Origin of the sequence: Pseudorhodoplanes sinuspersici, assembly GCF_002119765.1 — a bacterium.
Lineage (GTDB): Bacteria > Pseudomonadota > Alphaproteobacteria > Rhizobiales > Xanthobacteraceae > Pseudorhodoplanes > Pseudorhodoplanes sinuspersici.
This window is the reverse complement of the sequence record NZ_CP021112.1, coordinates 655,562-679,298: the sequence shown is the minus strand read 5'-3', so window position 1 is coordinate 679,298 and position 23,737 is coordinate 655,562. Positions and strand designations below refer to the sequence as shown.

Genomic DNA, 23,737 nt, shown 5'->3' with positions numbered 1-23,737 from the left:
GAAATTTGCAGTCAGCCTGCGTCCATGAATATCGATGTGGACAGCCCTGACACACACAGGCGGATTACCGAAATCGCGGAGATTGTGGCCGCCGGCCTGATGCGTCTGGCGGCCCGGAAGTCCAGTGCAAAACTTGCCGCTGTTGGAGAAAGTTCGCTCGACTTCTCGCCCAAGCAGAGCGGTCATCCGAACCCCGTGAATGGGAGAGAGACGGATGGCTGACCCGGTGCTGGCGCAATTGGCCGCCCTAAAAACCGCCCCTATAGCGGCCCTGAAGGCTCGCTGGCGCGAGTTGTTCGACACCGAGCCGCCGCCCTACAACCGGCGTTTCCTCGAACACCGGCTGGGCTATCGCATTCAGGAGTTGGCCTACGGCGGGCTGAACCCGGAGACAGTTGAGCGGCTGGACGCTCTGGCCGATGAACTTGACGGCAAGCTGTCCCGTCGCCGTCGCATCGAAAACCGGCCGATCTCCGGGACGCGCCTCATCCGGGAATGGAAGGGTGTTGAGCACCAGGTCACGGTGCGCGACGAGGGCTTCGAGTATCAGGGGAGGCCCTACAAGTCGCTGTCAGCGATTGCCCGGGCCATCACTGGCACCCGCTGGAATGGCCTCGTCTTCTTCGGCCTCAAGAACCAGAAAGGCGCGGCCTGATGAGGAAGAGGCCACCCGAGCCAGCACCTGCAAAGCGCCGTCTGCGCTGCGCGGCCTATACCCGCAAGTCGAGTGAAGAAGGGTTGGAGCAGGAGTTCAACAGCCTCGATGCGCAGCGGGAGGCCTGTGAAGCCTATATCGCCAGCCAGCGCGCCGAAGGCTGGACCTTGGTGCCGGACTATTACGACGATGGCGGTGTCTCGGGCGGCACGTTGGAACGGCCGGCACTCAAACGCCTTTTGGCAGATATTGAAGCGGGACGCGTCGATGTTGTCGTGGTCTACAAGATCGATCGGCTTAGTCGCTCGCTGATGGATTTCGCCAGACTGGTCGAGGTGTTTGAGCGGCACAGCGTCACCTTCGTCTCGGTGACCCAGTCCTTCAACACCACCACCTCCATGGGGCGACTGACGCTCAATGTCCTTTTGTCCTTTGCCCAATTCGAACGCGAGGTGATTGGTGAGCGCATCCGCGACAAGGTCGCCGCCTCTCGCAAGAAGGGGATCTGGATGGGAGGATGGACGCCGCTTGGCTACGATGTCAAAGACCGCAAGCTGATTGTCAATGAGGCTGAGGCGAGGCTCGTCCGCTCAATTTTCAAACGCTTCGCCAGTTTCAAATCTGGTACCAGTCTTGTGCGCGAACTCGCCAAGGAAAACGCACGTAACAAGTACGGCAAGCTGATCGACAAGGGCTATCTCTACAAGCTTCTTAATAACCGCGTGTATATCGGAGACGCCGTTCACAAGGGCACGCCGCATCCCGGCGAGCATGAAGCGATTATCGATCGCAAGCTGTGGGATGCAGTTCATGATGTCCTGCAGGAGAGTCCCAGAAAGCGGGGCGGGGCGAGCCGGGCCAGGACACCTGCGCTCCTCAAGGGGCTGATTTTCGCCTCCAATGGTGCGGCCATGACGCCCACCCACACTCGGAAGGCGGGACGGCTCTATCGCTACTATATATCGAACAGAGTCCTTAAAACCGGTGCCGAAACCTGTGCCATTGGGCGGATCCCCGCCGCTGAGATTGAGGCTGCGGTGATTGATCAGGTCCGCCGTCTGTTGCAAAGCCCCGAGATCATTGTCGCCACATGGCGAGAAGCGAGAAAGACCAATCCGAAAATTGCCGAGCGCCAGGTGGAGGATGCGCTGGATAACTTTGACCAACTCTGGGCCGAACTGTTTCCGGCGGAGCAGGCTCGCATCGTTCAGCTTCTAGTCGGGCGTGTCGTCGTCCATGAGCACGGCGCCGATGTTGTTCTGAAGGTGGAGGGACTGACTAGCCTACTCGCTGAGCTGAAGCCCTCCGCAAGCCGAAGTGAGGCGGCATGAGCAGAGCCAGAAATCAACCCGACCCGCGACATGGCCTGCCCAAGACCATTACCGTTACGGTACCGATGCGGTTCGAGCGACGGGGAGGGCGGAAGACGATCCTCAGTCCGGTGACTCATGCACCACCGCCCCCGAAATATGACAACGCCCTCGTCAAGGCCATTGCTCGAGCACATCGTTGGCGGCGATTGATTGAGACCGGTGAGTATTCCTCGATCACTGAGCTAGCGAAAGCTGAGAAGATCAACCAATCCTACGCCTGCCGGCTGTTCCGGCTGACCTTGCTCGCACCTGATATTGTCGAGCAGATCCTGAATGGAAAGCAGAAAAATAAGTTGCAGCTCAGACGTCTCTTAAGGCCGCTACCTGCCGAATGGGCTCGCCAGAATTGCGAATTGTCGGACTAAGTACATACGATGGAACACTAATGTCCGCCTAGTGCCAATAGCGGTCGTGTGCCAAAGTTCCAGAGTCGCGAGTGGTCATCCTTTCATTCGAGTACGACTTGGGCCGGTAAGCAGTATTCACGTCTCGTTTGAGATGGCTGTGCAGATATCCTGCCAGCAAGGCGCCGCGCGTCGTTGAAATCGGCGGTGGTGGTGGCATTGCGGGGTTGCGCCCTGGGGTAAAGGAATGCCCGCTTTTGATGCGTCCGGGCCACGGTGTCATAACGATAACGCGATCCGACAGGTAACCGTCTCCTCGATGGAGTGCGTGACGAAGATATCTTCAGCTTCGTGCGTTGCCAGATCTCTAGAAGCTCGTCCTGAAGGTGTTCGCGGGTCATCGCATTAAGGGCGCCGGAGGGCAGTGTGAAGCAATCTCACACAGCCCAGCAGGCACAGCCGAGCGCTCCCCAGAAGCTTTTGACGTCTGAGACCGGCAATCCCGATGTCCATGCATCGGCGTGATCGTGGCCATGCACACCGCAAAAATTGGCGCAACCGCACGAGGCAGCGGCCATCCGATGCAGCGAATTTTTCCCCGCGACCTCCGGTTCTCCCCATCCTGCATAGCCTTTGAAGGTCCGCACCGGCGACCAATCCGGCATTGCCGGAGGAACGGGGTTTTCATCGAGCGCAGCAAAATCGCCGGCGCCATAGACGATCCTGCCGCCGACCATAGTCAGGTCGGAGGTCAGGAAGGAGATCTCGTCCTCAGCGCATGAGAAGAAGTCCTTGTCCGGCACAATAAGGTCTGCGAACTGGCCCTTCTCGATACGTCCTCTCTCGCCCTCGTCGTTCGAAAACCAGGTGACATTCTCCGTCCACATGCGCAATGCCGTCTCACGATCAAGGCAATTGCGGCGCGGATAGATGCTCATGCCACCGACTGTCCGGCCGGTGATCATCCACGACAGTGAGATCCAAGGGTTATAGGAGGCAACACGCGTCGCATCGGTGCCGGCCGAAACCTTGATGCCCTTTTCAAGCATACGCGCGATGGGCGGGGTCGCTTCCGCGGCGCGATGCCCGTAGCGTTCGACAAAGTATTCGCCCTGATAGGCCATGCGGTGCTGGACGGCGATGCCGCCGCCGAGTGCTGCGACACGGTCGATCGATTGATCCGAGATGGTCTCGGCGTGATCGAAGAACCAGTTGAGGCCGGTGAGCGGGATATCCCGGTTGACCGTCTCGAACACATCGAGTGCCCGCGAGATAGTATGGTCATATGTTGCGTGCAGCCGCCATGGCCAGCGATTTTCAGCGAGGATCCGCACCACGGCCTCGAGTTCGCCTTCCATTTCCGGCGGCATGTCGGGACGCGGCTCGCGAAAATCCTCGAAATCCGCGGCAGAGAAAACCAGCATCTCGCCCGCGCCGTTGTGCCGGAAATAGTCATTGCCCTGTTTGTATTTCACCGACGCGGTCCAGTTGAGGAAATCCTCCTTCTCCTGCTTCGGCTTTTGGGTGAACAGATTATAGGCCAGCCGCACGCTCATCTGGCCATCTTCGGCGAGCTTCTGGATGACCGCGTAATCTTCTGGATAATTCTGAAAGCCGCCGCCGGCATCGATGACGCCAGTCACGCCGAGCCGGTTGAGCTCGCGCATGAAGTGACGCGTGGAATTGACTTGATAATCGAACGGAAGTTTCGGCCCTTTGGCCAGAGTTGCGTAAAGGATACCGGCATTAGGCTTGGCGAGCAAAAGCCCGGTCGGATTGCCATCGGCATTGTGCACGATTTCACCACCGGGCGGATTGGGCGTGTCCTTCGTATAGCCGACGGCACGCAAGGCCGCTGCATTGAGCAGCGCGCGATCGTACAGGTGCAGGAGAAAGACCGGCGTGTCCGGTGCGATCGCATTGATCTCGTCGAGCATCGGCAAGCGCTTCTCGGCGAACTGATGTTCGGTGAAGCCACCGACCACACGCACCCATTGCGGCGGCGGCGTGATCGCCACCTGGTGCTTGAGCATGTTCATCGCATCGGCCAGCGAACGCACGCCGTCCCAGCGCAGCTCCATGTTGAAGTTGAGACCGCCGCGCACGACGTGGGTGTGATTGTCGATCAACCCCGGCAGGACGCGCTTGCCCCTGAGATCGATAATCCTTGTGCCGGATCCGGCGAGCGCCATGATCTCGCGGTTCTCGTCGACGGCAATAAATCGGCCGTCCTTGATGGCCACGGCGCTGGCCACGGGATTGGTCCTGTCCAGCGTGGTGATGACACCATTGTGCAGGATAAGGTCGGGGACGTTGGCGGACGTCATGATGCGTTACTCTTCCTTTTCAGAAAATCAATGCGGTTGCGCCGGCTCGTCGATGCTGTCCGACTGCGCCAGCTCGGTATTCAAAGCGCCCTGTCCACCGGGCATGTGTCCGAACATGTGCGGCCGCACCTGATGATGCAACCAGGAATGGCCGGCCGACTTCTGTTGAAAGAAGCCTTTGACGAGCGGCGGCAATTGCTCGCCGATGAGGATTCCGAACAGTCCGATCAGCGCGACAACGGGCGGCGCCGGCGAGCGGACATTGATCAGCGCATAGATGATTCCGACAAGAAGTCCTGCGGCCAGCGACGTGAGATAGAGTTTCATGGCAACACCTCACATTGTCGTTGTTCGAGACTGCGGCGATGGAATCCTCCCGGGTGTACGAAACCGCAAGGCGTCACCGCGTGTTCTTCTTTGAACGCGCCGCAATCAGATGCTGCACCACGGGTGGCGACGAGCCCTTGTGGAACGCAAGCAGACGCCCTTGCACATCCCGATCGGCCGATGTGACGCGATGGTGCTGACGCTGATGCTCGAGCCAGGAGGGGATGAAGAAAGTCTCGACCATACGGCCGGGCTGCGCCGCATCTTCAAAGATATCCCAGCCATAAGCGCCGTCGCGCAATCGCTCCGGTCCGAATTCGTGAATCGTGGCGAGGAACGCTTCACGATCTTCGGGCGCGATCGTGTATTCGATGATGACCTGAACGGGACCGTGGTCATCCTCGACCTCGCGGGATATCACCGGCGCGGGCCAATGCATCGATGGGGTAAGATCGACAGCCGCGCCGGTCTGCAGCTTCCAACGCGCGAGCAGCGGGATCATGACGAGCGTGCTCGCGGCAGCGACAAAGTGAGCGACGGGAAGGCTGGTCAGCTTGGCGAATTGGCCCCAGAACGCGCTGCCGAGCGTCATCGCGCCGAACTGGACGGTGGCAAATATCGCAAGACCACGCCCCTTCACCCAGGCCGGCAATGCCACCTGCGCAGAGACATTGAGCGGTGCCAGGACCGCGATCCACGACACACCGGCAATCAGCGCAGCCGTCAGGCCGACCACAGGAGAACGCGCCAGCCCGAAAAATAACAGTGCGAGCGCCGTGCCGGCCGATGCAGCGGCCACGAGATTGTTGGGACCAAGAGCCGCCTTGAGCTTCGGCAATAGGAAGGCGCCGCCGACCGCACCAACACCGATCGTGCCAAGCAGCAATCCATAAAGCTGCGGCCCGCTGGCAATCTGGTCACGCGCCACAAGCGGCAGCAAGGCCCAATAGGCGCTGGCGAAAACAAAAAAACCAGCAGCACGCATCAAGGTCGCCGTCAGGTGACGATTATGGCGGGCATGACGCCAGCCGACCCCCAGCGCCGAGTGAAATCGCTCGGGTGGGAGAGAATGTTCCACACCGTCAGCCGGCCGCCACCACAGAAGGACGGCGATGACGCCCAGCGTGCTGAGCGCATTGAGCCAGAACGGCGCCGCCAGACCCGAAACGCCAATGATGACGCCGGCCAGCGCCGGCCCCACCGCGCGGCTGATATTGATGCCGACGCTGTTGAGCGAGACCGCCGCCTGCAGATCCTCGCGCGGCACGAGCGAGGGAACGATGGACTGCCAGGCCGGCGCAATCAGCGCGGAAGCGGCACCGACAAGAAATGTAAAGATCAGCAGGATCGTTGGTGTCACCCAGTCAAGCCAGACGAGAAAACCCAGGGCGGCAACAATCACCGTCAGCGCGACGTTTACCGAAAGCAGGAGTTTGCGCCTATTGACGATGTCGGCCAGCGCACCGGCCGGCAATCCCAACAGAACCACCGGCAGCATGGTGGCCACCTGCACCAGCGAGACGATGAAGGCGTCCTGCGTTAGGCCCGCCATCAGCCAGCCGGCCGCCGCATTCTGCATCCATGTGCCGATATTTGACACCACGGTTGCGATCCACAATGCAGCGAATACCGGATGTCGAAGCGGATCGAGCGCGGAGCCCTCCGTCATCGTCGTCTTGTTTCCTTCGGGACTGGTCATCGTCGCTCACTCGTCAAATGAACCAGCGGCATAAACCGCCGCTGGCAATCGTCTTCCATTCATTCACTTCGCCGGCTTCGGCCCGATGCGCGCACCGTGCTTGACGCGCTCCGGTGCCTTGTGAACCATCGTATAGGCATAATCGACACCCATGCCGTAGGCGCCCGAATGTTCCTGCACGATCCTGATCACGTTGTCGTAGGTTTCCTTGCGCGCCCAATCGCGCTGCCATTCAAGCATCACCTGTTGCCACGTCACCGGAACGACACCGGCCTGCACCATGCGGTCCATGGCGTATTTATGCGCGTCGGGAGATGTGCCCCCGGAAGCGTCGGCCACCATGTAGATCTCATAGCCGCCTTCCTTCATGGCGCAGAGTGCAAACGTGATGTTGCAAACTTCGGTCCACAAACCTGACACCACGATCTTCTTGCGGCCATTGGCCGCCAGCGCATCGCGGACATTCTGGTCGTCCCAGGAATTCATCGACGTCCGCTCGAGCAGCTTGTTCTCGGGGAAGACCGCGAGCAATTCTGGATATGTGTTACCGGAAAAGCTTTCCGTCTCGACGGTCGTAATCGTCGTTGGGACATTGAAGACTTTCGCAGCCTTGGCCAGGCCAACGACATTGTTCTTCAGCGTCTGGCGATCGATCGACTGCACACCAAACGCCATTTGCGGTTGCTGGTCGATAAAGATCAATTGGGAGTTCTGAGGCGTGAGAACGTCGAGAAATCCGGACATGGTCAGCTCCTGCGTGATGCGTGTAAATCTTTTTTGAGGAAGGCGAGGACGCGTCGAAACGACCGACCGCATGCAAGCTCGACATCGAGTTTGGTGCGTCCGCTGAGTTTCTGCCCGATCCCTTTCCGCGTGCGGCAACCGTTTCCGTCACCATGTCGCTAATTTACAGCCGCCATAAAAAGCAGACAATATCCATAATTGTCGATATATTGTATCCGATATGAGGACAATAAAACGGGCCGGTGGCGCCGCCGTCGGCTCAAGCGGATCGGATATTCGGCATGGATAAGCTGACAAGCATGCTGGCCTTCACCAAGGTCGTCACCCACGGCAGTTTCTCGGAAGCGGCGCGCGACATGCGTCTCTCACGGTCGGCCGTGAGCAAATATGTCATCGACCTCGAGGTCGATCTGGGAGCGCAGTTGCTCAACCGCACAACCCGCAGCGTCAGCGCTACCGATCACGGTCAGCGCTATTACGAGCGCTGCCTTGCCATCCTGTCCGAAATCGAGGAGGCCGAGCTCGTCGTCTCGCGACACCAGATCGAGCCGAAGGGGCTTCTGCGCGTCAACGCACCGATGTCATTCGGCACGCTTCATCTCGGACCCGCGATCGGTGTTTTCATGGACCGCTATTCCGAAATTCAGGTCGAGTTGATGCTGAGCGACCAACAACTCGACACCGTGCAGGAAGGCTTCGATCTCACGATTCGTATCGCCGATTTGCCGGCATCCAGTCTCATTGGTCGTAAAATCGTGGCGGCGCCGCGTGTCCTTTGCGCATCGCCGGATTACCTGAAACGGGCAGGCACTCCGAAACACCCAAAAGAACTGCGCGATCATGAATGCCTGAGTTACGGATATCTGGCCACAGGTCTGCAATGGAAGCTGATCGCCAAGCATGAAGAATACTCTTTCAATGCACCATGGACCTTATGCTCGAATAACGGTGAAATCCTACGCGATGCTGCTATGAGCGGACGTGGAATAGCGCTGCTCCCTCTGTTCATTATCGAGCCGCAGTTGCAGGACGGCAGCCTTCGGCGCGTTCTGAGCAAGTATCATGCGCCGGAAATGTCGATCTATGCGCTCTATCCGCAGACCCGTTACGTCCCCCCAAGGTTCGCGCGTTTATCGATTTTCTTGTCGAGAGATTTGCACGATGTGACACCAAGGGCGCTCCGTACGGCAACCAAGGAAGTTGAATCCGACCACTGTTGGTCAGCAGGAGATTACGGCGATCGAGCACTGGGTTTTCATGCTTATGGCACCCACGCCTTGGGTCAATATTATTGGTTCGTTGCGACGTATCGGTTGCCGGCAGCTTGAGCCGAAATCAGGTCAATGTCCGCTTGGGTTTAAAGCGGATCTCGCGCGGATATTCGCGGAACCTCCATTATGGAACATATCCATTTGCTTTAGCTGCGTTGACCAATTTTCACTGGTACGAGCAAATTCCATTTTTTTGTCACCGCGCATCAGACCTCGAGAGCGCCGCGCATCGTCATAGAGAAGTTTGGCAAGTGAGAGAGCAGCCTGCGCTTCTTGGGGGCTACACTGCTGCGTGACCGCAAGCGTAACATGGTCCGTGTCACCAGCGCCGGATAATTACATCAACAACTGACGGATTGCTTGAGCCGCTACTAGATAGGACTCTGCTGTGACATCATAGGCAAGCGTCGGCACAAGACCGCTCTCATATGTCTGCAACGCGCTTTCCAAAACGGGCTGGATTTTGGCGGTGTCCTTGCAGCCGCGGGCGAGCAGGGTGAGTTCAGACAAACGGGCCGATGCGGACGGAGCGCGTTGCGACGCTGCGATGAGCTCATCAACAACGGCATCATCGGTTTCAATCCTGCGAATCACTGCAGGAACCCAATAGCCGCAATTCAGAGCATTGATCTCCTCCGGATCATACCTGAGCACGTCTTCAAGCATGGCTGCGATGTTACCTATGGCCGCAGTAAGGCGTATCACCGTCACTAGATCATATTCTTTATTTATCGTCTGGGTTTCGAGCAGATTCTCAACCGCTGCGTCGTGCTCCCGCAGCACTGTCTCCGCGAGAGCCGCCACGGCGCAGGCGCTTTCTGGGTCGGCCGTCACCTGGTCGATCGCAATTTGATACAAATCGCTATGCGCGAAATGCTCAGCGAAGATCTCCGCTGCCATATGGGATGGCCAGCGATCCCTGTTGCTGAGCCATTGCCCGTACGTTGAGCCAGTGCGAATAAGCGGTTCAATCAAACTCCGCATCTCCGTGCCTTCAGGAGCGAAGCGTCGAAGCGCACCTAGCTTCGTGTCGAGCCGAAGCTGCGGATCAGTCGAACCGTAAAGTAGCGCGAAAAGGCGCTTAGCATTCGGCGTGCCCGGGTCAAGAGTTGGCAGCGTGGTTTCGGGTGCGATTTGAAATCGAGTCAGTGCATCGTCTTCACTTCCAAATACAGCTATGGCGCGATCCCATCGCGGCAGAATGCGTTTGATGTAACGATCGCTCTTGTCCAGTGCGACGAGAGATCCTACGTCCACATTCACCGGCTTGCCGCTATGGTCCTTTAGGGGTGCGAAAGCGTCAAGCCTGTCGGCGATGGCAATTCCAGCAATGCCGGCAGCGCGGCGATGCGAGAACTCCGGTCCAACGGCGTCCAACTCGTCGACCAGGAATTTGAGATGGTCAGGGCCAAATTCTCCGCGAGCAACGCATACTTCCGTCCAGGCCATTACGGCCTCACCCGAAGTGGCTCCGTCTGTGTCAAACCGCGACTGGGTGAGGATCGAGAAAGCCTCTGCATCCGACGTGGCCGCAGCGCTTATGGCTGGAATTGAGGCGAGACGCGTGGTTTCTGGCAGTGGCGCAAGCACTTTCAAGATCAGACCGCACATCTCAGCATCGTCGGCATAGGCCGTTGCAACGGCGCCGATCTCTCCATCGCGGAGGCGGAGTTCCTTGCGGGCCAATTCCCGTACTTCGGGGCGCGAGCCGAACGTAAGAAACAGCTCCTCCCTCCAACTATTATCATACAGGAGGCGCTTTGCCGGATCCCCTGCCTCCCATGCCGCTTTGAAAGCCTCTTCATCCTCGGAAAGTCCTAGAAGCCGTAAGCCCCGCACCAAAAAGCGTGTGTCCTTCGGCTTTGCATGCAACGCTTTCAATATCGCCGCGCGGACCAGATCGGAATCATCGATGATGGCCGGCAGCGCTTCGGCGGCCTCTGCGACGGCGGTCGGCGATCCGTCCAACACTCCGTGAAAGGCCGCCACTACCTCTGGATCATCTTTACCCCAGAATTTGGCCAGTCCACCGGAAGACCAGAAGGAGAGTCCTTTGCCGGATTTCATTGACTCAATCATCCGTGCTTTCAGCGACGGAAGACGCAGGACCTTGCTGACCCAGTACCAATTATAATCGTGATGTTTGTCCTGCCGCATCCGCTCTTCAACGATGCGCGTTAATTTCGGTGAGAAGGTCACGCGCTCGAGAGGGATGTTTGAGCGTCCAAAGACTTCATTGAACGACCAGTCTTCCGACGCGATGGCACGAAGGGTGGGCTCCACCAGGCGGTGAGAGGGGTCAACCAGGATCAATGCGCCCAGCAGCGCAACTTGTTTGCGGCCCCGATTCTCGCCTGTCAGTGCTGACTCGATATGCGCGAGCAGCTCGTTCTTATGTCGTGCAGAAAAATATTCGACGAGATCGCGCGCGTAGATCTCGGACGAGAAATTATCGTCTTTGTAAGCAACTCCGGCGAAGATATTGAGATCGTTTAAATCGGCCTCGTTTCGCTGAGCGCGGACACGAATCGCATCAATTCTCAGTCCGGCAAGAGCCACATGGCGCAGTTCCAATGCCAGGGCCGCTACATCGTCGTCCCCGGCCCAGCCGAGTCCCAATGCGATGAATGCTGCATGCATCGTTTCAATAGACCGGGGCTGGTGAAACAGCCGCAGCAAGGTCTTTTTGATTTCGTCGTCGCCTTTACAGAATTCGGCGATCACCTGGGCAGCGGCACGCGCGACATTATCCAAATCACCCGCCAATATCCGCAGCAGTACCGGAATGCAGGCTGGCCGCATTCCCTCGTCCCATTGCCGCATGGCAAGCACGGCCGCTTGTCGGCTCCAACCGTGATAGTCGGGTATCCACTCCGCAAGCTTGTCGGCGCACTGAGCAGATACGGATTGTGAGAACAGCCCGTCCACCACAGCGGAGACCAGGCTGTGCTGGCGCGCGCCCGATGCATCAAGCTCCGTCTCGTCAAAAAAGCGCTTGGCGAGAGCGCGTACTTTTGGAAGATCATGTTCAAAATCAGCAAACGCCGCTTCCGTCAGCAACGCATCGCGTGCTGCCACGCCTAAAATGTCAGACGCAGGGGCCTGTTCGACCGCTTCGAGTAGCCTTTCAACTTCCTGCTCATTGCGTGTTAGGTAGAGCAGATAGAGGATCGGTTCTTTCCAGGCCGATTGCGATGCATGGGCGGTGATAAACGCGGCCCGGTCTTCTAGTGACTTCTGGGACAGATGGGCTCCGGCAAAATATTCCTGCAGCGACCGATGAAGGAAGCCGACATTGTTCGTCGCCTTCTTGACGAGCAGTCCGGCAACTTCTTCGTTGAATAAAAAGATGGACCGAGCCTGTTCCTCCGCCAAGGCGCGGTCGGCGTTGCCGTTACGCGCCATGACGAGCGAGGTGGCCCGCGCAATGGCATCTTTCTCGAACGCGCCATCCGCAACGCTTCCACGCAACTCTCCGGCATGAAGTCCAAAAGCAAAATCTTCCAACAAGCGGTCCCGGTGACGTGGACTTTGGGCAAGCTCCGTTTTCATCGCATCCTTGGCCCGCCGCTTGGGTTGCTCGTCGATGAGCTGCTGAACGATCTCCTGGCTTGCATCAAAGCGGTTGCGCGGCAGATCGCGGCCCAGCCGGTGCAGCTTAAGCAGCGACAGCAGGAATAGTGGGGTACGCGAAAGGCTCCCAATTCCGAGACTTTGCAGCAGGGCTTTTGTAAAGGCATCCGCCCGGTTCTTCGCCTGGCGCTCTACTGTTTTCTGCTCTGCGCGGGGGCCGAGTTCTTGCCGCTCCAAAATGCGATACCAGAGCAATGCCAGTTCCGATCTCTGCGCATCAGAGAGCGGCGCAAGTTGTGCACGTGACCACGTGCCAATGCCGCTAAACGCACGGACGCCGTGGGGTCGCGATGTCGCAAGCACGGGCGCCGCCTTGGTTTCGGCGAACACCGACAATGAAACCAGCAGCGTATCCGCTATAGCCTGGTTGCGCGTTTCATCAAGGCCGTCAACCAGTAGAACAACCTTTGCGGATTTCAGCGCACGCCGCATGGCGTTGGCGACATCGCACTCGTTCAGTGCATCAACGAATCCATGCACGACATCCTCCAATGGGGGAGGACGGTCCTTGCCCTCGGACATTCTGGCCCACAAGGCGAAAGGTACCCAGACAGGTACATATCCTGCAAATCGTTCGTTGATGGCCTGCAAGTCCGATGTGTCGGACAACAGCTGAAGAGCGAGGTAGCGGAGCAACGTGGTCTTGCCAGCTCCAGCGTCAGCGGAGATCACCACGCGGCTAACCTCGCCCAAAAGCTGATTGACGGAAGTCCGCCGCTCAGTTGGCCGCAGAGGAGCTGGCCGGGCTGGCGGCGCCCTATCGCTCTGAGCGGTAGAGGGCGTTTGTTTGCTGTTCTGCGCAGGCGGTCCTGGTGTTGCCTGCGGTCCCTCGGTGGGAATTCGTTCGTCCGCTGCCAGCCCTAGCGGAAGGATCACCTCAGGCAGGACATAGCGTTTTGAAAGTTCTGGCGAGGGCGTTTCGGCCCCAATCTGGCCGACCAATGGCAGACCGGGATCAACGATGCCGATCCAGGCCGTGTACAGCGAGCGAAGCCGCATGCGCAGCGAATTGATATCGACCCGTGATATCCGGTCCGCCAAAGCAGCGATGTGTTCAGCAGCGCAAAATCGTTCAAGCCATGGCCGACCAAACAAATCATCCACGATCTCTGCTTCGGTCTTGAGCTTTTCGGAAAGCTCTCGTTCGAAGAGGGGCTCGAATGTGATCCCACGCGCTGCGAGTTTGTCGCGCGCCTTTTCGATCGCATCGATGAGGGGCGGACTCGTGCCATTGCAGGCAACAGCGAGGGTAAACTTCTTCGCCTTGTTTGCCCAATTGCCTTTAAGGAAATGATTGACCGCCGCCGTGAGCTGCGCTTGGTGGAAGGCTTGGTGCCGTTTGCTCTGCCAGGTTTCGTACGAGCCGTCCGTCATCCGCACGAGTACATCAATTCCGAGCTGCTCGTGACCTTGGCTGCCGTATGCCCAGACCTTTTCGACCTTACCCGCCTTCTGCGCCAGCCGATAGCAAAGACGTTCAAAATTCTCCCAGCCAAGTTCGAGAAAGGGCAGGGAAGCGGCCCGAGGTAGCACAGGTGGATTGGGGCCTGTGCCAGTCGGCTCGGCCATAATCCAAGGCGGGTTTTCGGTTGGCGTCGGTGTGGGCGATGACTGCGCTCGTCGCGGCGCTGCCTTCGCAGCGCGCGCACGCGTCTTCCTTCCACCCACGCTTTTCTTCTTTTTCGCCATGAGACGTTGACCACGTGCACCCAGTCACGCGATCAAAATGAAGGCCCTTTAGAGTGGATGCCAGCAAAAATTGAAATATCCCGCGGCAGGGAGCGGGCAATTCAGGTTCTATCTCGCTACGCGAAGCGAGCGCGCTTCCGTCTCTAAAGCGAGGCGGCCCAGTTGGCTGAGCGAAAAGCTTTCACGGAAAATGGCGGATGTGGTCCAACGCTGCGGGACCAGGGGGAAGAGAAGGCGGTTGTTGCCAAAGTTCGGCAACTATTCCTCCCCGACAGAGATTCCAACCGTTCTTCTTGTTCGCCTCGGCAAGCCATTGATTTCGCAGTGCCCCGAACCTCAATACTTTCCTAGCAAGTTCACAGGTTGAGAGAATATCGCCCGTCGGAGAATGAATTTGAGCGATTCGCCTGCTTCGGAGTGCTGAGGTATTGCGAAAAGTGCCGCGTTTCAGCATTCCCTGAGGGCCGCCGCAAAGAGCAGAGAACGAGGCTTTTAGGGCTATGGCGGAGGGAGAGGAACCCGCAGCGAACATTCTCTATTTTTCACCAGGTTTTTTAGCTACTTAGCTTGTCTTGGTCGAGTGCCGGCTTGATTGCGTCAAACGCATCCGCGCGCATCCGGCATCCGCTCCCAGACGTGCGGTTCAGCGTTACGTCCCAAGGTGGGAGCCCGGTGCGGTAATTCCGTTCGCCGGGTTCTGTGCGGGGGGGGGGGGGCGGCGAGCAATCGTCGTCCCTACCGCGAGGCGCATCCCAGCGTAGAAGGTCGTAGTGGAGGGGAGAAGAACGTTTCATCATGACGACGAAGGAGGTTGCATTGGCGAAAGTTCCTCAATGAACTCACGCAATGCAAGGCTCGCGCGCCGTTCACGATGCATGAGCGCGCTGAACGAGCGCTCTATCGCCCGGAATTGCACCGCACTCAGCTGTCCGGAAGCCAGCCCCGATCTGACCACGGCGTGCGACATCGCGGTCGCGCCGGCCCCGGCCTCGACCGCGGCCCGTACAGCTTCATTGGAAGGAAGCTCGAGGCAGATGCGGAGCAGCTCCGGCTTTATGCCGTCTTGCCGCAAAGCGTCCTCGAAAACAGAGCGGGTGCCCGAGCCCCGCTCGCGCATGACCCATTCAGCCGCGCCGATTTCTGCGGCTTCGAGACGGCGCCGCAGCTTGGCCCAGGGATGCTTTGCATGGACGACGATGGTGAGCCGGTCCTGATGGACTGGCCATGCTATGAGGTCGTCAAGCTGGACGGTATCTTCGACAAATCCAATTTCGGCCGCTCCGTTAACAATGGCGGAGACCACCTGCGTCGTGTTCCCGATCGTGACGTTTATCATGATATCGGGATGGCGCGCCCTAAAGTGGGCAAGGCGCTCCGGGAGCCAATAGCTCGCCGTTGTCTGGCTTGCGTGGATTTTGATCGCGCCGCGCTTCAGCCCGCGCAGTTCCCTTAATGACTGTTCGGCGGAGGCCGCCGATCTCAGGACCGCGCGCGCTTCTTCAAGAAAGATGCGGCCGTCTTGTGTCAGCTCGACCCTGCGGCCGATCCGATGAAACAGGACCACGCCATGCCTGTTTTCCAGCGCGCTAATCGCACCGCTGACGGCGGACTGGGTCAGCCGCAGCGCCTCGGCGGCGCGCGTCATGTGTTCGCGCTCGGCGACGCCAACGAAGATCCGGAGTTGATCGAGGGTCATGTCAAATGATCGGATACGGCGATCAATTTAACAAGAATTATCGGTTGGACCGTTAAGCCTTAATACTCGTATTCCGGTTCTGGAATAGGAATTCCCGCTTATGGACGCTGTGTTGACGCTATTCGATGGACGCAGCGCATTCGGAAGGCTGCTTCCCGGGCTCGCTATAGTCGTTGCTGTCGCAGTCCTAGCCATGCTGCTTCGACTTCTTCCGGGCCTGTCCATGTTTTCGCCGCTGATGCTTGCGGTGCTGATAGGAGTGGCCCTGGGCCACCTTTATCACCCGCCGCCGCGGTGCCTGCCGGGAATAGGCTTCGCCGGCCGACGCATCCTTCGGCTCGCGATCGTGCTGTTGGGGCTTCAGCTCAGCGCCACGCAGCTTCTTGCAATCGGTCTCGACGGCTTTGTGATTGCGACCTGTGTGGTCGCAATAACCTTTATTGCAGTCGCTTGGATGGGGCCGCTACTCGGCGTCGACGCACGGCTCGCCGGTCTCATTGCTGCTGGAACTTCGATCTGTGGCGCCTCGGCGGTGGCCGCGATGAGCACTGTAAATCAAGCGAGCGAGGAGGACGTGACCTATGCGATGGCAGCGGTGACCGTATTTGGTACAATTTTGATGTTTCTGCTGCCCGCCGCCGGACACACACTCGGTCTCCCTGAACGCGCGTTCGGAATATGGGCGGGTGTCTCCATCCACGAGGTGGCGCAGGTAACCGGCGCCACCTTTCAGTACGGCAATGTGGCCGGTGAAACCGGAATCATCGTGAAACTGACTCGGGTCATGATGCTGGCTCCGTTGGTGTTGGTCGTGGGTTTGCGGCTGCACCGGCGTAGATCGGCTGGGAATGAAGACGCGGCGCCTCCGGTCGTTCCGCTATTCGTGCTCGGTTTCATCGCCGCCGCGGCGTTAAACAGCGTTGTTTCCATTCCGGCCGACATTCGCGCCAGCCTCATGAGCATCACCACATTCCTCCTGGCGCTGGCGCTGGCCGCACTCGGACTGCAGGCGCATGTGAGCCGGCTGAAGGCGAAAGGAGTGCGACCGCTGGCGCTCGGTGCGCTTGGTACGGTCCTGATTGTTGGGCTCAGCCTTGGTCTGGTAATGCTGGCAAACTGGGTGGCGTGAATCCGTCATCGGCTTTCAGCCTTCCGATTGTGCCGTGACGCACGACTGCCGGATTTGTGCTGTAACGCCGGAGACGCTTCAGTCGGGCAAAAAGCAGTAACAGTTCATCGAGCACGCAAATATCGAGCTGTAACTATCGCGATCGAAAATAACAAAAGAACCAACCATGGCGCCCACCTTCGATTGACCCAGCGGGCGGCTCGACCATTATCTCTCGACGCATTTTGTGCCATATTATTCCGCTAAATAGTATACGTCTTACCGTAGGCGTCTTGCACTACAAAGGGCATGCCGGCATTCATCATAAGGATGGACCAAACCAACTGATGTTTGTCTCAAGATAACCGAGGTTTTCAGCCGCCGTCGGGACGCCATTGCACACTTTCTTGCTGACGTCTGCGATGGCTAGCGCTGCCTGACGGTATCCGGATTGGCGGATATCTTGATCGTCGGCGCAACCGGATGTCTCGAAGGATTGCCCGAGCCGGTCACAAAGCATATGAATTGCGCTCCTCCGGCGGCCGGCGCAGTAATGTTCTCGACCGCCGCCGCCGGTGCATCCATCATCCAGACGCCCGGTCCTTTCGGCGCCTCGCCGTAACCGATGACGCCCCTAATAGCTCGCGTGCCGGTTTTCGCCATTGCGCCAACGGATTTTTCTTCGATGATGTCAACCCGCCGGCCATGTTGTCAGGTGTGGGGTTGATCCTGATCCGCGCTGGTGCGAAAATGCTACCGGGCGAGAAGTGGCCGCAGAAGCCACATGATAACATCAGGAGGAAAACAGTGTTTCGCAAACCGCTCACAATTGTCTCATCTGCGATCCTTGCGTTCGTCGCCGCGCCGTTGCAAGCGCAGGACTATCCCACACGACCAGTAAAGATCATCGTGCAATACCCACCTGGCGGCGCGCCGGATGCCTCAGGCCGTTTGATGGCGGAAAAACTTTCAGAGCATTTCGGACAGCCCTTTTTCGTCGAAAATCGGAGCGGCGTCGGCGGCAATCTCGGAACGGAGCTTGTCATAAAATCGGAGCCCGATGGCTACACGCTCCTGCTCGCCGCGTCGGGCAGCATGGCCATCAGTCCAGCCCTTTACAAGAACCTGAAATTCAAGATTAGCGATCTGGCGCCGATCAGTCTGGTCGGTTCATTCGATTTCGTCATGATGTCTGCCCCGTCGTTGAAAGGGAATTCCATTCAGGAAATCGTCGACAGCGCAAAAAAAAATCCTGGCAAGATAAGCATCGCGTCGTCCGGCTTCGGGAGCGAGCATCACTTGCTTGGCGAGCTGTTCAAGCTGGCCACCGGCGCGCCACTGACCCACGTCCCTTATAAAGGGTTCGGACCAGGCGTGACCGACGTCATGGCCAATCATGTCGAGCTAATGTTTGGGTCGGTCCCCGCCGCCGCGCCGCTCATTAAGGGCGACAAACTGGTTGCGGTCGCTGTAACTGGCGGCGAGCGGAGCGGCCAGATCCCCGATGTCCCGACATTCACCGAGCTTGGCTTTCCTAGCATCCGGATGACATCCTGGGTCGGACTTCTAGCGCCGGCGGGCACGCCGCAGCCCACGCTGCAGAAGTTGACAGCCGCGGTGGAGAAAATTCTCGAATCGAAAGAGGTCCAGCAGCGCATCATTAAGCTAGGATTGAGCCCCATGGCGGTCGGACCGAAAGTCTTTGCCGACCAGATCAAGTCAGACACCGCATTCTGGGACGACGTCGTCGGTCGTGCGAAAATCCAGCAAGTCGACTAGCATAAGAGTCGGCCTTGGCGGACTCTGCCAAATCCGCAGAGCGCAGATATTGCTGTGCTCAATTTTGTAATCAACCATCATCACTAGGAATGCCCACATGAAGCACGAACCTCTGATCAGCCAAGGCGGCTCGAGCGCACCTGGTACGATATGGTATACGCGATGCCCGGTTCCGACCGCGGCTGGAATTGCGATCCAAAAGGGCTGGCTGAGCGAGGCCTTCGCTCCCGATGGAATCCAAGTCCGTTCCATGCGCCACTCGCAGGATCCGAAAATTCGCGAATCCCATTACACCCACACACTAGACAATTCATTCCGGCAGGGCGGCAATGCACCCGCCCTGTTCGCACGCTCGGAAGGCAAGGACACGGTGCTTCTGGGCCTGCACTGGATTCCGCAATATCAGGCGATCCTGACTCTCGCCGAATCCGGCATCACCACGGTAAGCCAACTGAAAGATCGCAAACTTGCCTTGCCGCGACGCGTGAACGATCCGATCGATTTTTGGCGCGCCACCGCAATGCAAGGTTATCAGAATGCTCTGCGGCTGGCCGGCCTCGATCTGTCCGATGTCGAGCTGGTCGATCTTCCGATCGAGATGACCTATGTCGATGAAGACGTGGAAATCACCGATTCGCTGACGCCGGCGCCACGCAGCATCAAGTTTCAAACGCGCGAGATGACCGCACTAATCCGCGGCGAAGTCGACGCCATGTTCGGATACAGCGTCTGGGGCGCGGCCGTGCGTGGACAGATCAGCGCCATAGAGGTATTCACCTTTGACGGTGTGCCGATGGAACAACAGGTCAATAACGGTGCGCCGGAAACGCTGACGGTGAGCGGCGGCCTTCTGCGAGATCATCCCGAATTGGTCGAACGCTATGTCATGAAGCTGATCATGGCCGCCGACTGGGCCAAAAAGAATAGGGATGCTGCTCGCCGTGCTATCGCAATAGAGACTGGCAGCGCCGAATATTGGCTCGATAAGGGATGTGGCGCCGATTTTGCTGACCGCCTCGATTTTTCGCTGGCTCCGGAGTTGGTGAAAACCTTGGAGGTTCGCAAGGCATTCCTGCTCGACCACGGGTTCATGCGCAAGGATTTCGAAATCTCCGACTGGATGGATCCCCGTCCGTTGCAGAATGCCATGAAGCGGCTGGAGGCCGAAGGCTTGAAGTAAATCTCGAACGGCAGTTCTGTGCGGTGTCTTGCCGGGAACAAGACACCGCATATAGGTCCGCAAAATGGTGCTTAACGTGCCTTGGCGGATCGTTCCGAGGATACACATGCTAATCCTGTCGAATAGTGATGTCGAACGGCTTATATCTATCGGTGAAGCTATCGAGGCGCTACGCATCTCAAATCGGGAAGTGGCAGAGTTCAAATATAATACGCGTTACCGCTTGAATCGTTCGCGAACGAACTACTATTTGCCCTGGCAGAATCTTGGATCGGCCGACGCTGGAGCGGCCGACCATGTGGTAGACGAAAGTGATTCGTCTATTTATTACAACTTTAAGTCCATGGAAGGAGGGAGCCCGCATTTTGGTGTTTGGGCACTGCGAAGCAGCTCGGACTTGGTGCGCTTGCGTTCAGGTGCTTATGGACCAACGCACACCTATATGCGCTATGGCGATCTTCCCGGAGGCAAGGGCTATAGCGATCTCATTTTTCTCTACAACATCCATGATGCGCAGTTTGAAGCCATTATTCAGGCGGCTACGCTGCAAGGCATAAGAGTTGCCGCAACGTCAGCGCTCGGCACAGACTACTTATGCCGGCCTGACGTCCGCCGTGCCGGACTGTTTGGGTCTGGCTGGCAAGCAACTGCAAATCTGCGGGCCTTGCTGTGTGTCAGGCCGAGTATCGATCATGTAAAGGTTTTCAGTCCGAATCCGGATAATCGGAAGCGGTTTGCCGCGCGGATGTGCAAGGAACTCGCTATTGATGTGCAGCCGGCCTCCTCGCCCGAGGAAGCGGTGCGCGGCATGGAGGTTATTTACGAGGCATCGAGCGCGCGCACTCCAGTCTTCGACGGGGACCTGATCGAAGAAGGTCAACACATCATGTCCGTTGGAGCCGGCGATGAACATTTCGAGCGCCGCCTGATTGACCCAAAAGCGGTGGCTCGTTGCTCCATCGTCGGCGTGCATTCTCTCGAAGTGAAATTTGGGCTTGAGGAGATCGTCGACTGCCTCGATGAGGGAACACTTGACAAAAATAAAGTTGTAGATCTTCCCGATCTTGTGACCGGAAAGGTTGTGCCCGCGATCTCCGACCATTCCATTTCATTCTTCAAAAATAACGTTGGGCTAGGCAGCCAATTCGCTTCCGTAGGGGGCCTCGTGCTGCAAAAGGCGAGAGCGCAGCAAGTTGGGGTTGAGGTGCCACAGAAATATGTATCCCAAGTCATGGTTCGTTGACTGCGGTAATGCACGGGCGGAGGCACGCGTTTAACCTATCCTGTCGATGGTTTGGACCGGTCGGAAATAGTGATTATTGCGTGGCCGATCCAACGTTGGCATCAGACCGGTGTGTGTCTGCGGCGCTGGTGGCCGAGCAATGTGTCCGTTGAACACTTAGTATTGACCGCGCTATTGCTCGATTCCAGTCTGCAAGGGCCCGATCGCTTCGTCCGGTCGGTTACTGAGTCAGAAGGTCTTGCAACGTTGTCGCGGGAGGGCACTTTTTGTCCGGAGTGAGAAGACTGCAACGCGGGTGTATTAGCCGCAACTCGATCTGACAGTCGGCGCCTGGTGAGCGGTCGGGTCTTGCTGTCGGACGCAATCAGGCTGCGATCATTTTCTCCTTCGTCATCGGCATTGCATCCAGGAAGGTCTGCATCGGGGTCTTGCCGAAGCACCAGCGGCCCTGATGCGGACGCGATTCATTGTACTCGGCGAGCCATGCGTCAAGGTCGACCTGCAGTTCGTCGAGCGAACGGTATACCTTCTTTCGGAACGCCACTCGATAGAACTCGTTGAGCGCGGTCTTGTGGAAGCGCTCGCAGATGCCGTTGGTCTGCGGGCTCTTGGTCTTGGTGCGGGTGTGATCGATGTCCTCGACCGCGAGATACAGTTCGTACTCGTGGCGCTCCGGGTTGCCGCAATATTCCGTCCCGCGGTCGGTCAGCACGCGCAGCAGCTTGACCTCGTGCTGCTCGAAGAACGGCAACACGCGGTCGTTCAACAGGTCGGCCGCCGTGATCGGCGTCTTGCGGTCGTAGAGCTTGGCGAAGGCGACCTTGGCATAGGTGTCGATGAAGGTCTGCTGATAGATGCGCCCCACGCCCTTCATGTTGCCGACGTAGAACGTGTCCTGGGCGCCGCAATAGCCGGGATGTTCGCTCTCGAACTCGCCGTGCGCCTCCTTCTCGGCCTTGGCCTTCTCCAGCGCCACCACCTGCGCTTCGGTCAGCACCAGGCCCTCCTGGGCGCTCTTGGCCTCCAGCGCCTTGAGCCGCTTCTTCATCGTCTCGAGATCGTGCCGCAGCCACACGCAGCGTACGCCGGCGGGCGAGACGGTGAGACCGCGCTTGCGCAGCTCGTTGGCCACCCGCACTTGGCCATAGGCCGGCTGCTCGATGGCGAGCGCAACAATCGCATCCTCGATCTCGGCCGGAACCCGGTTCTTCAGTACCGGCTTCCGGCGGCTGATCTCTTGCAACGCCAGTTCGCCGCCTTTGTCGTACATTTCTTTGAACCGGTAAAAGCTGTCCCGGCTGTAGCCCATCATCTTGCAGGCTTGACTGACGTTGCCGAGCTGTTTGGCAAGCTCCAGCAGTCCAACTTTGGCGCGGATGATCTTCTGTTCAGTCGTCATGGTGTCCTCCAATCCGCCGAGGCGGGGCGCTTCGCCACCCCGACCAGCTCCGCGCCCCGCCTCGGCTCGCGATTCGCCGTGGGGAAACAGGACACCGTCTGTCAGATTAAATTTTAGCTAATGCAAAATATGCCTGCCGTCACTGCGAGCGCACCGCGCTGAACACCCCGATTGTGACCGCGCCAATGCCGGCGCAGCCGCTGCCGGGTAGCGTGGCCACGCCATCGACGCTGGCGCTGGTGCTCGCCAACAAATACGTCGACGGCACGCCGCTGTACCGTGTGGCGGGCGCGCTGGGGCGCGCCGACGTCAGCATCAGCCGCGGGACGCTGGGCAACTGGGTGATCCGGGCGAGCGAGTTGCATCTGCATCGGGTCTATGACGCGCTACAGCAAAAGCTCAGATCGCAGCCCCTGGTCCACGGCGACGAAACCTGGGTCCAGGTTCTTAAAGAGGACGGCAGTGATGCGCAGGCCAAATCCTTCATGTGGGCCTATCGCAGCGGCCAGGACTGCGCGCAGCCGGTCGTGCTGTTCGATTACCAGCCCGGTCGCGGCCAGGAACATCCTCAGGCCTTCCTGGCCGGCTATCGTGGCTTGTTGATGAGCGACGGCTATGACGCCTGGCGCACGCTGACAGGCGCGACCCATCTCGGCTGTATGGCGCATGCGCGCAGGAAATTTACCGATGCGCTCAAGGCCAGGACAAAGCCTGGCGGTCCGCCATTGCAGGCGCTCAAGTTCTTCGAGGCGTTGTATGAGGTCGAAAGGGTGGCGCGCCAGACGCCGCCCGACGGCGAAACGCGCGCCGCATACACCTTGCGGCTGCGCCAGCAGCATAGCCTGCCGGTATTGGCCGCCTTCCGGACCTGGCTCGACGACCAGGCGTCGAAGGTCCTACCCGAAAGCTTGACCGGCAAGGCGATCGCCTATGCGCGCAACCAATGGGATTATCTGACCCGTTATACCAGTGACGGTCTCGCCCCGATCGATAACAATGTTCTGGAGCGCGACATCAGGCCGTTTTGCACCGGACGAAAAAGTTGGCTGTTCAGCGACACCGTTGCCGGCGCCAAGGCAAGCGCCGTGATCTACAGTTTGGTGCTGACATGCCGGGCATGCGGCGTCGATCCCTATGCATGGCTACGTCACGCGCTCACCGAATTGCCCCAGCGCCCGCCAGCCGCCGATATCGAAGATCTGTTGCCGTTCAACTGCACCGCTCAAAAAAACCTGCCAGCTGACAACGACAGCGGCTGACGGTCGAATAC

The 23,737-nt window shown here is 58.6% G+C and carries 17 protein-coding genes and 1 pseudogene; 10 read left to right on the top strand and 8 right to left on the bottom strand.

Features of this window, described 5'->3' with window-relative positions; translation table 11 throughout:
* Positions 1-24: 24 nt before the first annotated feature.
* Genes CAK95_RS03415 through CAK95_RS03400 form a run of 4 tightly spaced genes read left to right on the top strand, consistent with a single transcriptional unit; the run spans position 25 to position 2,393 of the window.
* Positions 25-222 carry a hypothetical protein gene (locus CAK95_RS03415; protein ID WP_086086598.1) on the top strand — a complete coding sequence of 66 codons (198 nt, stop codon included), beginning with the start codon at positions 25-27 and terminating at the stop codon, positions 220-222.
* On the top strand, positions 215-655 hold the full coding sequence (locus CAK95_RS03410; protein WP_086086596.1) for a DUF2924 domain-containing protein: 441 nt from the start codon (positions 215-217) through the stop codon (positions 653-655). Before CAK95_RS03415 ends, CAK95_RS03410 begins: the two co-directional genes overlap by 8 nt.
* Positions 655-1,986 (top strand): recombinase family protein, encoded by a 1,332-nt coding sequence (locus CAK95_RS03405; RefSeq protein WP_086086594.1) that lies wholly within the window; start codon positions 655-657, stop codon positions 1,984-1,986. The genes CAK95_RS03410 and CAK95_RS03405 overlap by 1 nt, the downstream gene beginning before the upstream one ends.
* Positions 1,983-2,393 carry a hypothetical protein gene (locus CAK95_RS03400; protein ID WP_086086593.1) on the top strand — a complete coding sequence of 137 codons (411 nt, stop codon included), beginning with the start codon at positions 1,983-1,985 and terminating at the stop codon, positions 2,391-2,393. The genes CAK95_RS03405 and CAK95_RS03400 overlap by 4 nt, the downstream gene beginning before the upstream one ends.
* Before the next feature lie 416 nt (positions 2,394-2,809).
* Here CAK95_RS03400 and CAK95_RS03395 read toward each other — a convergent pair whose 3' ends face one another.
* From CAK95_RS03395 to CAK95_RS03380, 4 genes are all read right to left on the bottom strand, one after another.
* Entirely contained in the window at positions 2,810-4,699 is a 1,890-nt protein-coding gene (locus CAK95_RS03395; RefSeq protein WP_086086591.1) for an amidohydrolase, read from the bottom strand.
* A gap of 27 nt (positions 4,700-4,726) precedes the next feature.
* A complete protein-coding gene (locus CAK95_RS03390) occupies positions 4,727-5,026 on the bottom strand; it encodes a XapX domain-containing protein (protein ID WP_086086589.1) in 300 nt (99 codons plus the stop codon).
* Positions 5,027-5,099: 73 nt separating this feature from the next.
* Positions 5,100-6,725 (bottom strand): MFS transporter, encoded by a 1,626-nt coding sequence (locus tag CAK95_RS03385; protein WP_198343799.1) that lies wholly within the window; start codon positions 6,723-6,725, stop codon positions 5,100-5,102.
* Between the two features lie 63 nt (positions 6,726-6,788).
* Complete coding sequence (locus CAK95_RS03380; RefSeq protein WP_086086587.1) at positions 6,789-7,469, bottom strand: hydrolase; 681 nt, start codon at positions 7,467-7,469, stop codon at positions 6,789-6,791.
* A gap of 281 nt (positions 7,470-7,750) precedes the next feature.
* On the opposite strand from CAK95_RS03380, the gene CAK95_RS03375 reads away from it, so the two are divergent.
* Positions 7,751-8,797 (top strand): LysR family transcriptional regulator, encoded by a 1,047-nt coding sequence (locus tag CAK95_RS03375; protein WP_342587987.1) that lies wholly within the window; start codon positions 7,751-7,753, stop codon positions 8,795-8,797.
* A gap of 279 nt (positions 8,798-9,076) precedes the next feature.
* On the opposite strand, the gene CAK95_RS03370 is transcribed toward CAK95_RS03375, so the two are convergent.
* Positions 9,077-14,062 (bottom strand): NACHT domain-containing protein, encoded by a 4,986-nt coding sequence (locus CAK95_RS03370; RefSeq protein WP_086086585.1) that lies wholly within the window; start codon positions 14,060-14,062, stop codon positions 9,077-9,079.
* A 793-nt stretch (positions 14,063-14,855) separates the two neighbouring features.
* Positions 14,856-15,758, bottom strand: a complete 903-nt coding sequence (locus tag CAK95_RS03365; RefSeq protein WP_086086584.1) for a LysR family transcriptional regulator — start codon at positions 15,756-15,758, stop codon at positions 14,856-14,858.
* A gap of 100 nt (positions 15,759-15,858) precedes the next feature.
* Here CAK95_RS03365 and CAK95_RS03360 point away from each other — a divergent pair, with 100 nt between their 5' ends.
* Entirely contained in the window at positions 15,859-16,887 is a 1,029-nt protein-coding gene (locus tag CAK95_RS03360) for a YeiH family protein (protein ID WP_086086583.1), read from the top strand.
* 405 nt (positions 16,888-17,292) lie between these two features.
* Here CAK95_RS03360 and CAK95_RS30385 read toward each other — a convergent pair whose 3' ends face one another.
* On the bottom strand, positions 17,293-17,529 hold the full coding sequence (locus CAK95_RS30385) for a UxaA family hydrolase (protein WP_086086581.1): 237 nt from the start codon (positions 17,527-17,529) through the stop codon (positions 17,293-17,295).
* 42 nt (positions 17,530-17,571) lie between these two features.
* Here CAK95_RS30385 and CAK95_RS03350 point away from each other — a divergent pair, with 42 nt between their 5' ends.
* The 3 genes from CAK95_RS03350 to CAK95_RS03340 all read left to right on the top strand — a co-directional run bounded on the left by CAK95_RS03350 (position 17,572) and on the right by CAK95_RS03340 (position 21,068).
* A complete protein-coding gene (locus CAK95_RS03350) occupies positions 17,572-18,645 on the top strand; it encodes a Bug family tripartite tricarboxylate transporter substrate binding protein (RefSeq protein WP_086086579.1) in 1,074 nt (357 codons plus the stop codon).
* A gap of 97 nt (positions 18,646-18,742) precedes the next feature.
* Entirely contained in the window at positions 18,743-19,825 is a 1,083-nt protein-coding gene (locus CAK95_RS03345; RefSeq protein ID WP_086086577.1) for an ABC transporter substrate-binding protein, read from the top strand.
* Positions 19,826-19,931: 106 nt separating this feature from the next.
* Entirely contained in the window at positions 19,932-21,068 is a 1,137-nt protein-coding gene (locus CAK95_RS03340) for an ornithine cyclodeaminase family protein (RefSeq protein ID WP_157699520.1), read from the top strand.
* Positions 21,069-21,432: 364 nt separating this feature from the next.
* Here CAK95_RS03340 and CAK95_RS03335 read toward each other — a convergent pair whose 3' ends face one another.
* A complete protein-coding gene (locus CAK95_RS03335; RefSeq protein WP_086086574.1) occupies positions 21,433-22,467 on the bottom strand; it encodes an IS481 family transposase in 1,035 nt (344 codons plus the stop codon).
* Between the two features lie 122 nt (positions 22,468-22,589).
* Here CAK95_RS03335 and tnpC point away from each other — a divergent pair.
* Positions 22,590-23,726 (top strand): annotated as a pseudogene (gene tnpC, locus CAK95_RS03330) (IS66 family transposase); the annotation flags it as partial.
* Positions 23,727-23,737: the final 11 nt, after the last annotated feature.

Excerpts from the sequence above, each read along its gene's own strand:
- CAK95_RS03415 (WP_086086598.1), top strand. The coding sequence starts at position 25 with ATGAATATCGATGTGGACAGCCCTGACACACACAGGCGGATTACCGAA.
- CAK95_RS03410 (WP_086086596.1), top strand. The coding sequence starts at position 215 with ATGGCTGACCCGGTGCTGGCGCAATTGGCCGCCCTAAAAACCGCCCCT.
- CAK95_RS03405 (WP_086086594.1), top strand. The coding sequence starts at position 655 with ATGAGGAAGAGGCCACCCGAGCCAGCACCTGCAAAGCGCCGTCTGCGC.
- CAK95_RS03400 (WP_086086593.1), top strand. The coding sequence starts at position 1,983 with ATGAGCAGAGCCAGAAATCAACCCGACCCGCGACATGGCCTGCCCAAG.
- CAK95_RS03395 (WP_086086591.1), bottom strand. The coding sequence starts at position 4,699 with ATGACGTCCGCCAACGTCCCCGACCTTATCCTGCACAATGGTGTCATC.
- CAK95_RS03390 (WP_086086589.1), bottom strand. The coding sequence starts at position 5,026 with ATGAAACTCTATCTCACGTCGCTGGCCGCAGGACTTCTTGTCGGAATC.
- CAK95_RS03385 (WP_198343799.1), bottom strand. The coding sequence starts at position 6,725 with ATGACCAGTCCCGAAGGAAACAAGACGACGATGACGGAGGGCTCCGCG.
- CAK95_RS03380 (WP_086086587.1), bottom strand. The coding sequence starts at position 7,469 with ATGTCCGGATTTCTCGACGTTCTCACGCCTCAGAACTCCCAATTGATC.
- CAK95_RS03375 (WP_342587987.1), top strand. The coding sequence starts at position 7,751 with ATGGATAAGCTGACAAGCATGCTGGCCTTCACCAAGGTCGTCACCCAC.
- CAK95_RS03370 (WP_086086585.1), bottom strand. The coding sequence starts at position 14,062 with ATGGCGAAAAAGAAGAAAAGCGTGGGTGGAAGGAAGACGCGTGCGCGC.
- CAK95_RS03365 (WP_086086584.1), bottom strand. The coding sequence starts at position 15,758 with ATGACCCTCGATCAACTCCGGATCTTCGTTGGCGTCGCCGAGCGCGAA.
- CAK95_RS03360 (WP_086086583.1), top strand. The coding sequence starts at position 15,859 with ATGGACGCTGTGTTGACGCTATTCGATGGACGCAGCGCATTCGGAAGG.
- CAK95_RS30385 (WP_086086581.1), bottom strand. The coding sequence starts at position 17,529 with ATGGCGAAAACCGGCACGCGAGCTATTAGGGGCGTCATCGGTTACGGC.
- CAK95_RS03350 (WP_086086579.1), top strand. The coding sequence starts at position 17,572 with ATGTTGTCAGGTGTGGGGTTGATCCTGATCCGCGCTGGTGCGAAAATG.
- CAK95_RS03345 (WP_086086577.1), top strand. The coding sequence starts at position 18,743 with ATGAAGCACGAACCTCTGATCAGCCAAGGCGGCTCGAGCGCACCTGGT.
- CAK95_RS03340 (WP_157699520.1), top strand. The coding sequence starts at position 19,932 with ATGCTAATCCTGTCGAATAGTGATGTCGAACGGCTTATATCTATCGGT.
- CAK95_RS03335 (WP_086086574.1), bottom strand. The coding sequence starts at position 22,467 with ATGACGACTGAACAGAAGATCATCCGCGCCAAAGTTGGACTGCTGGAG.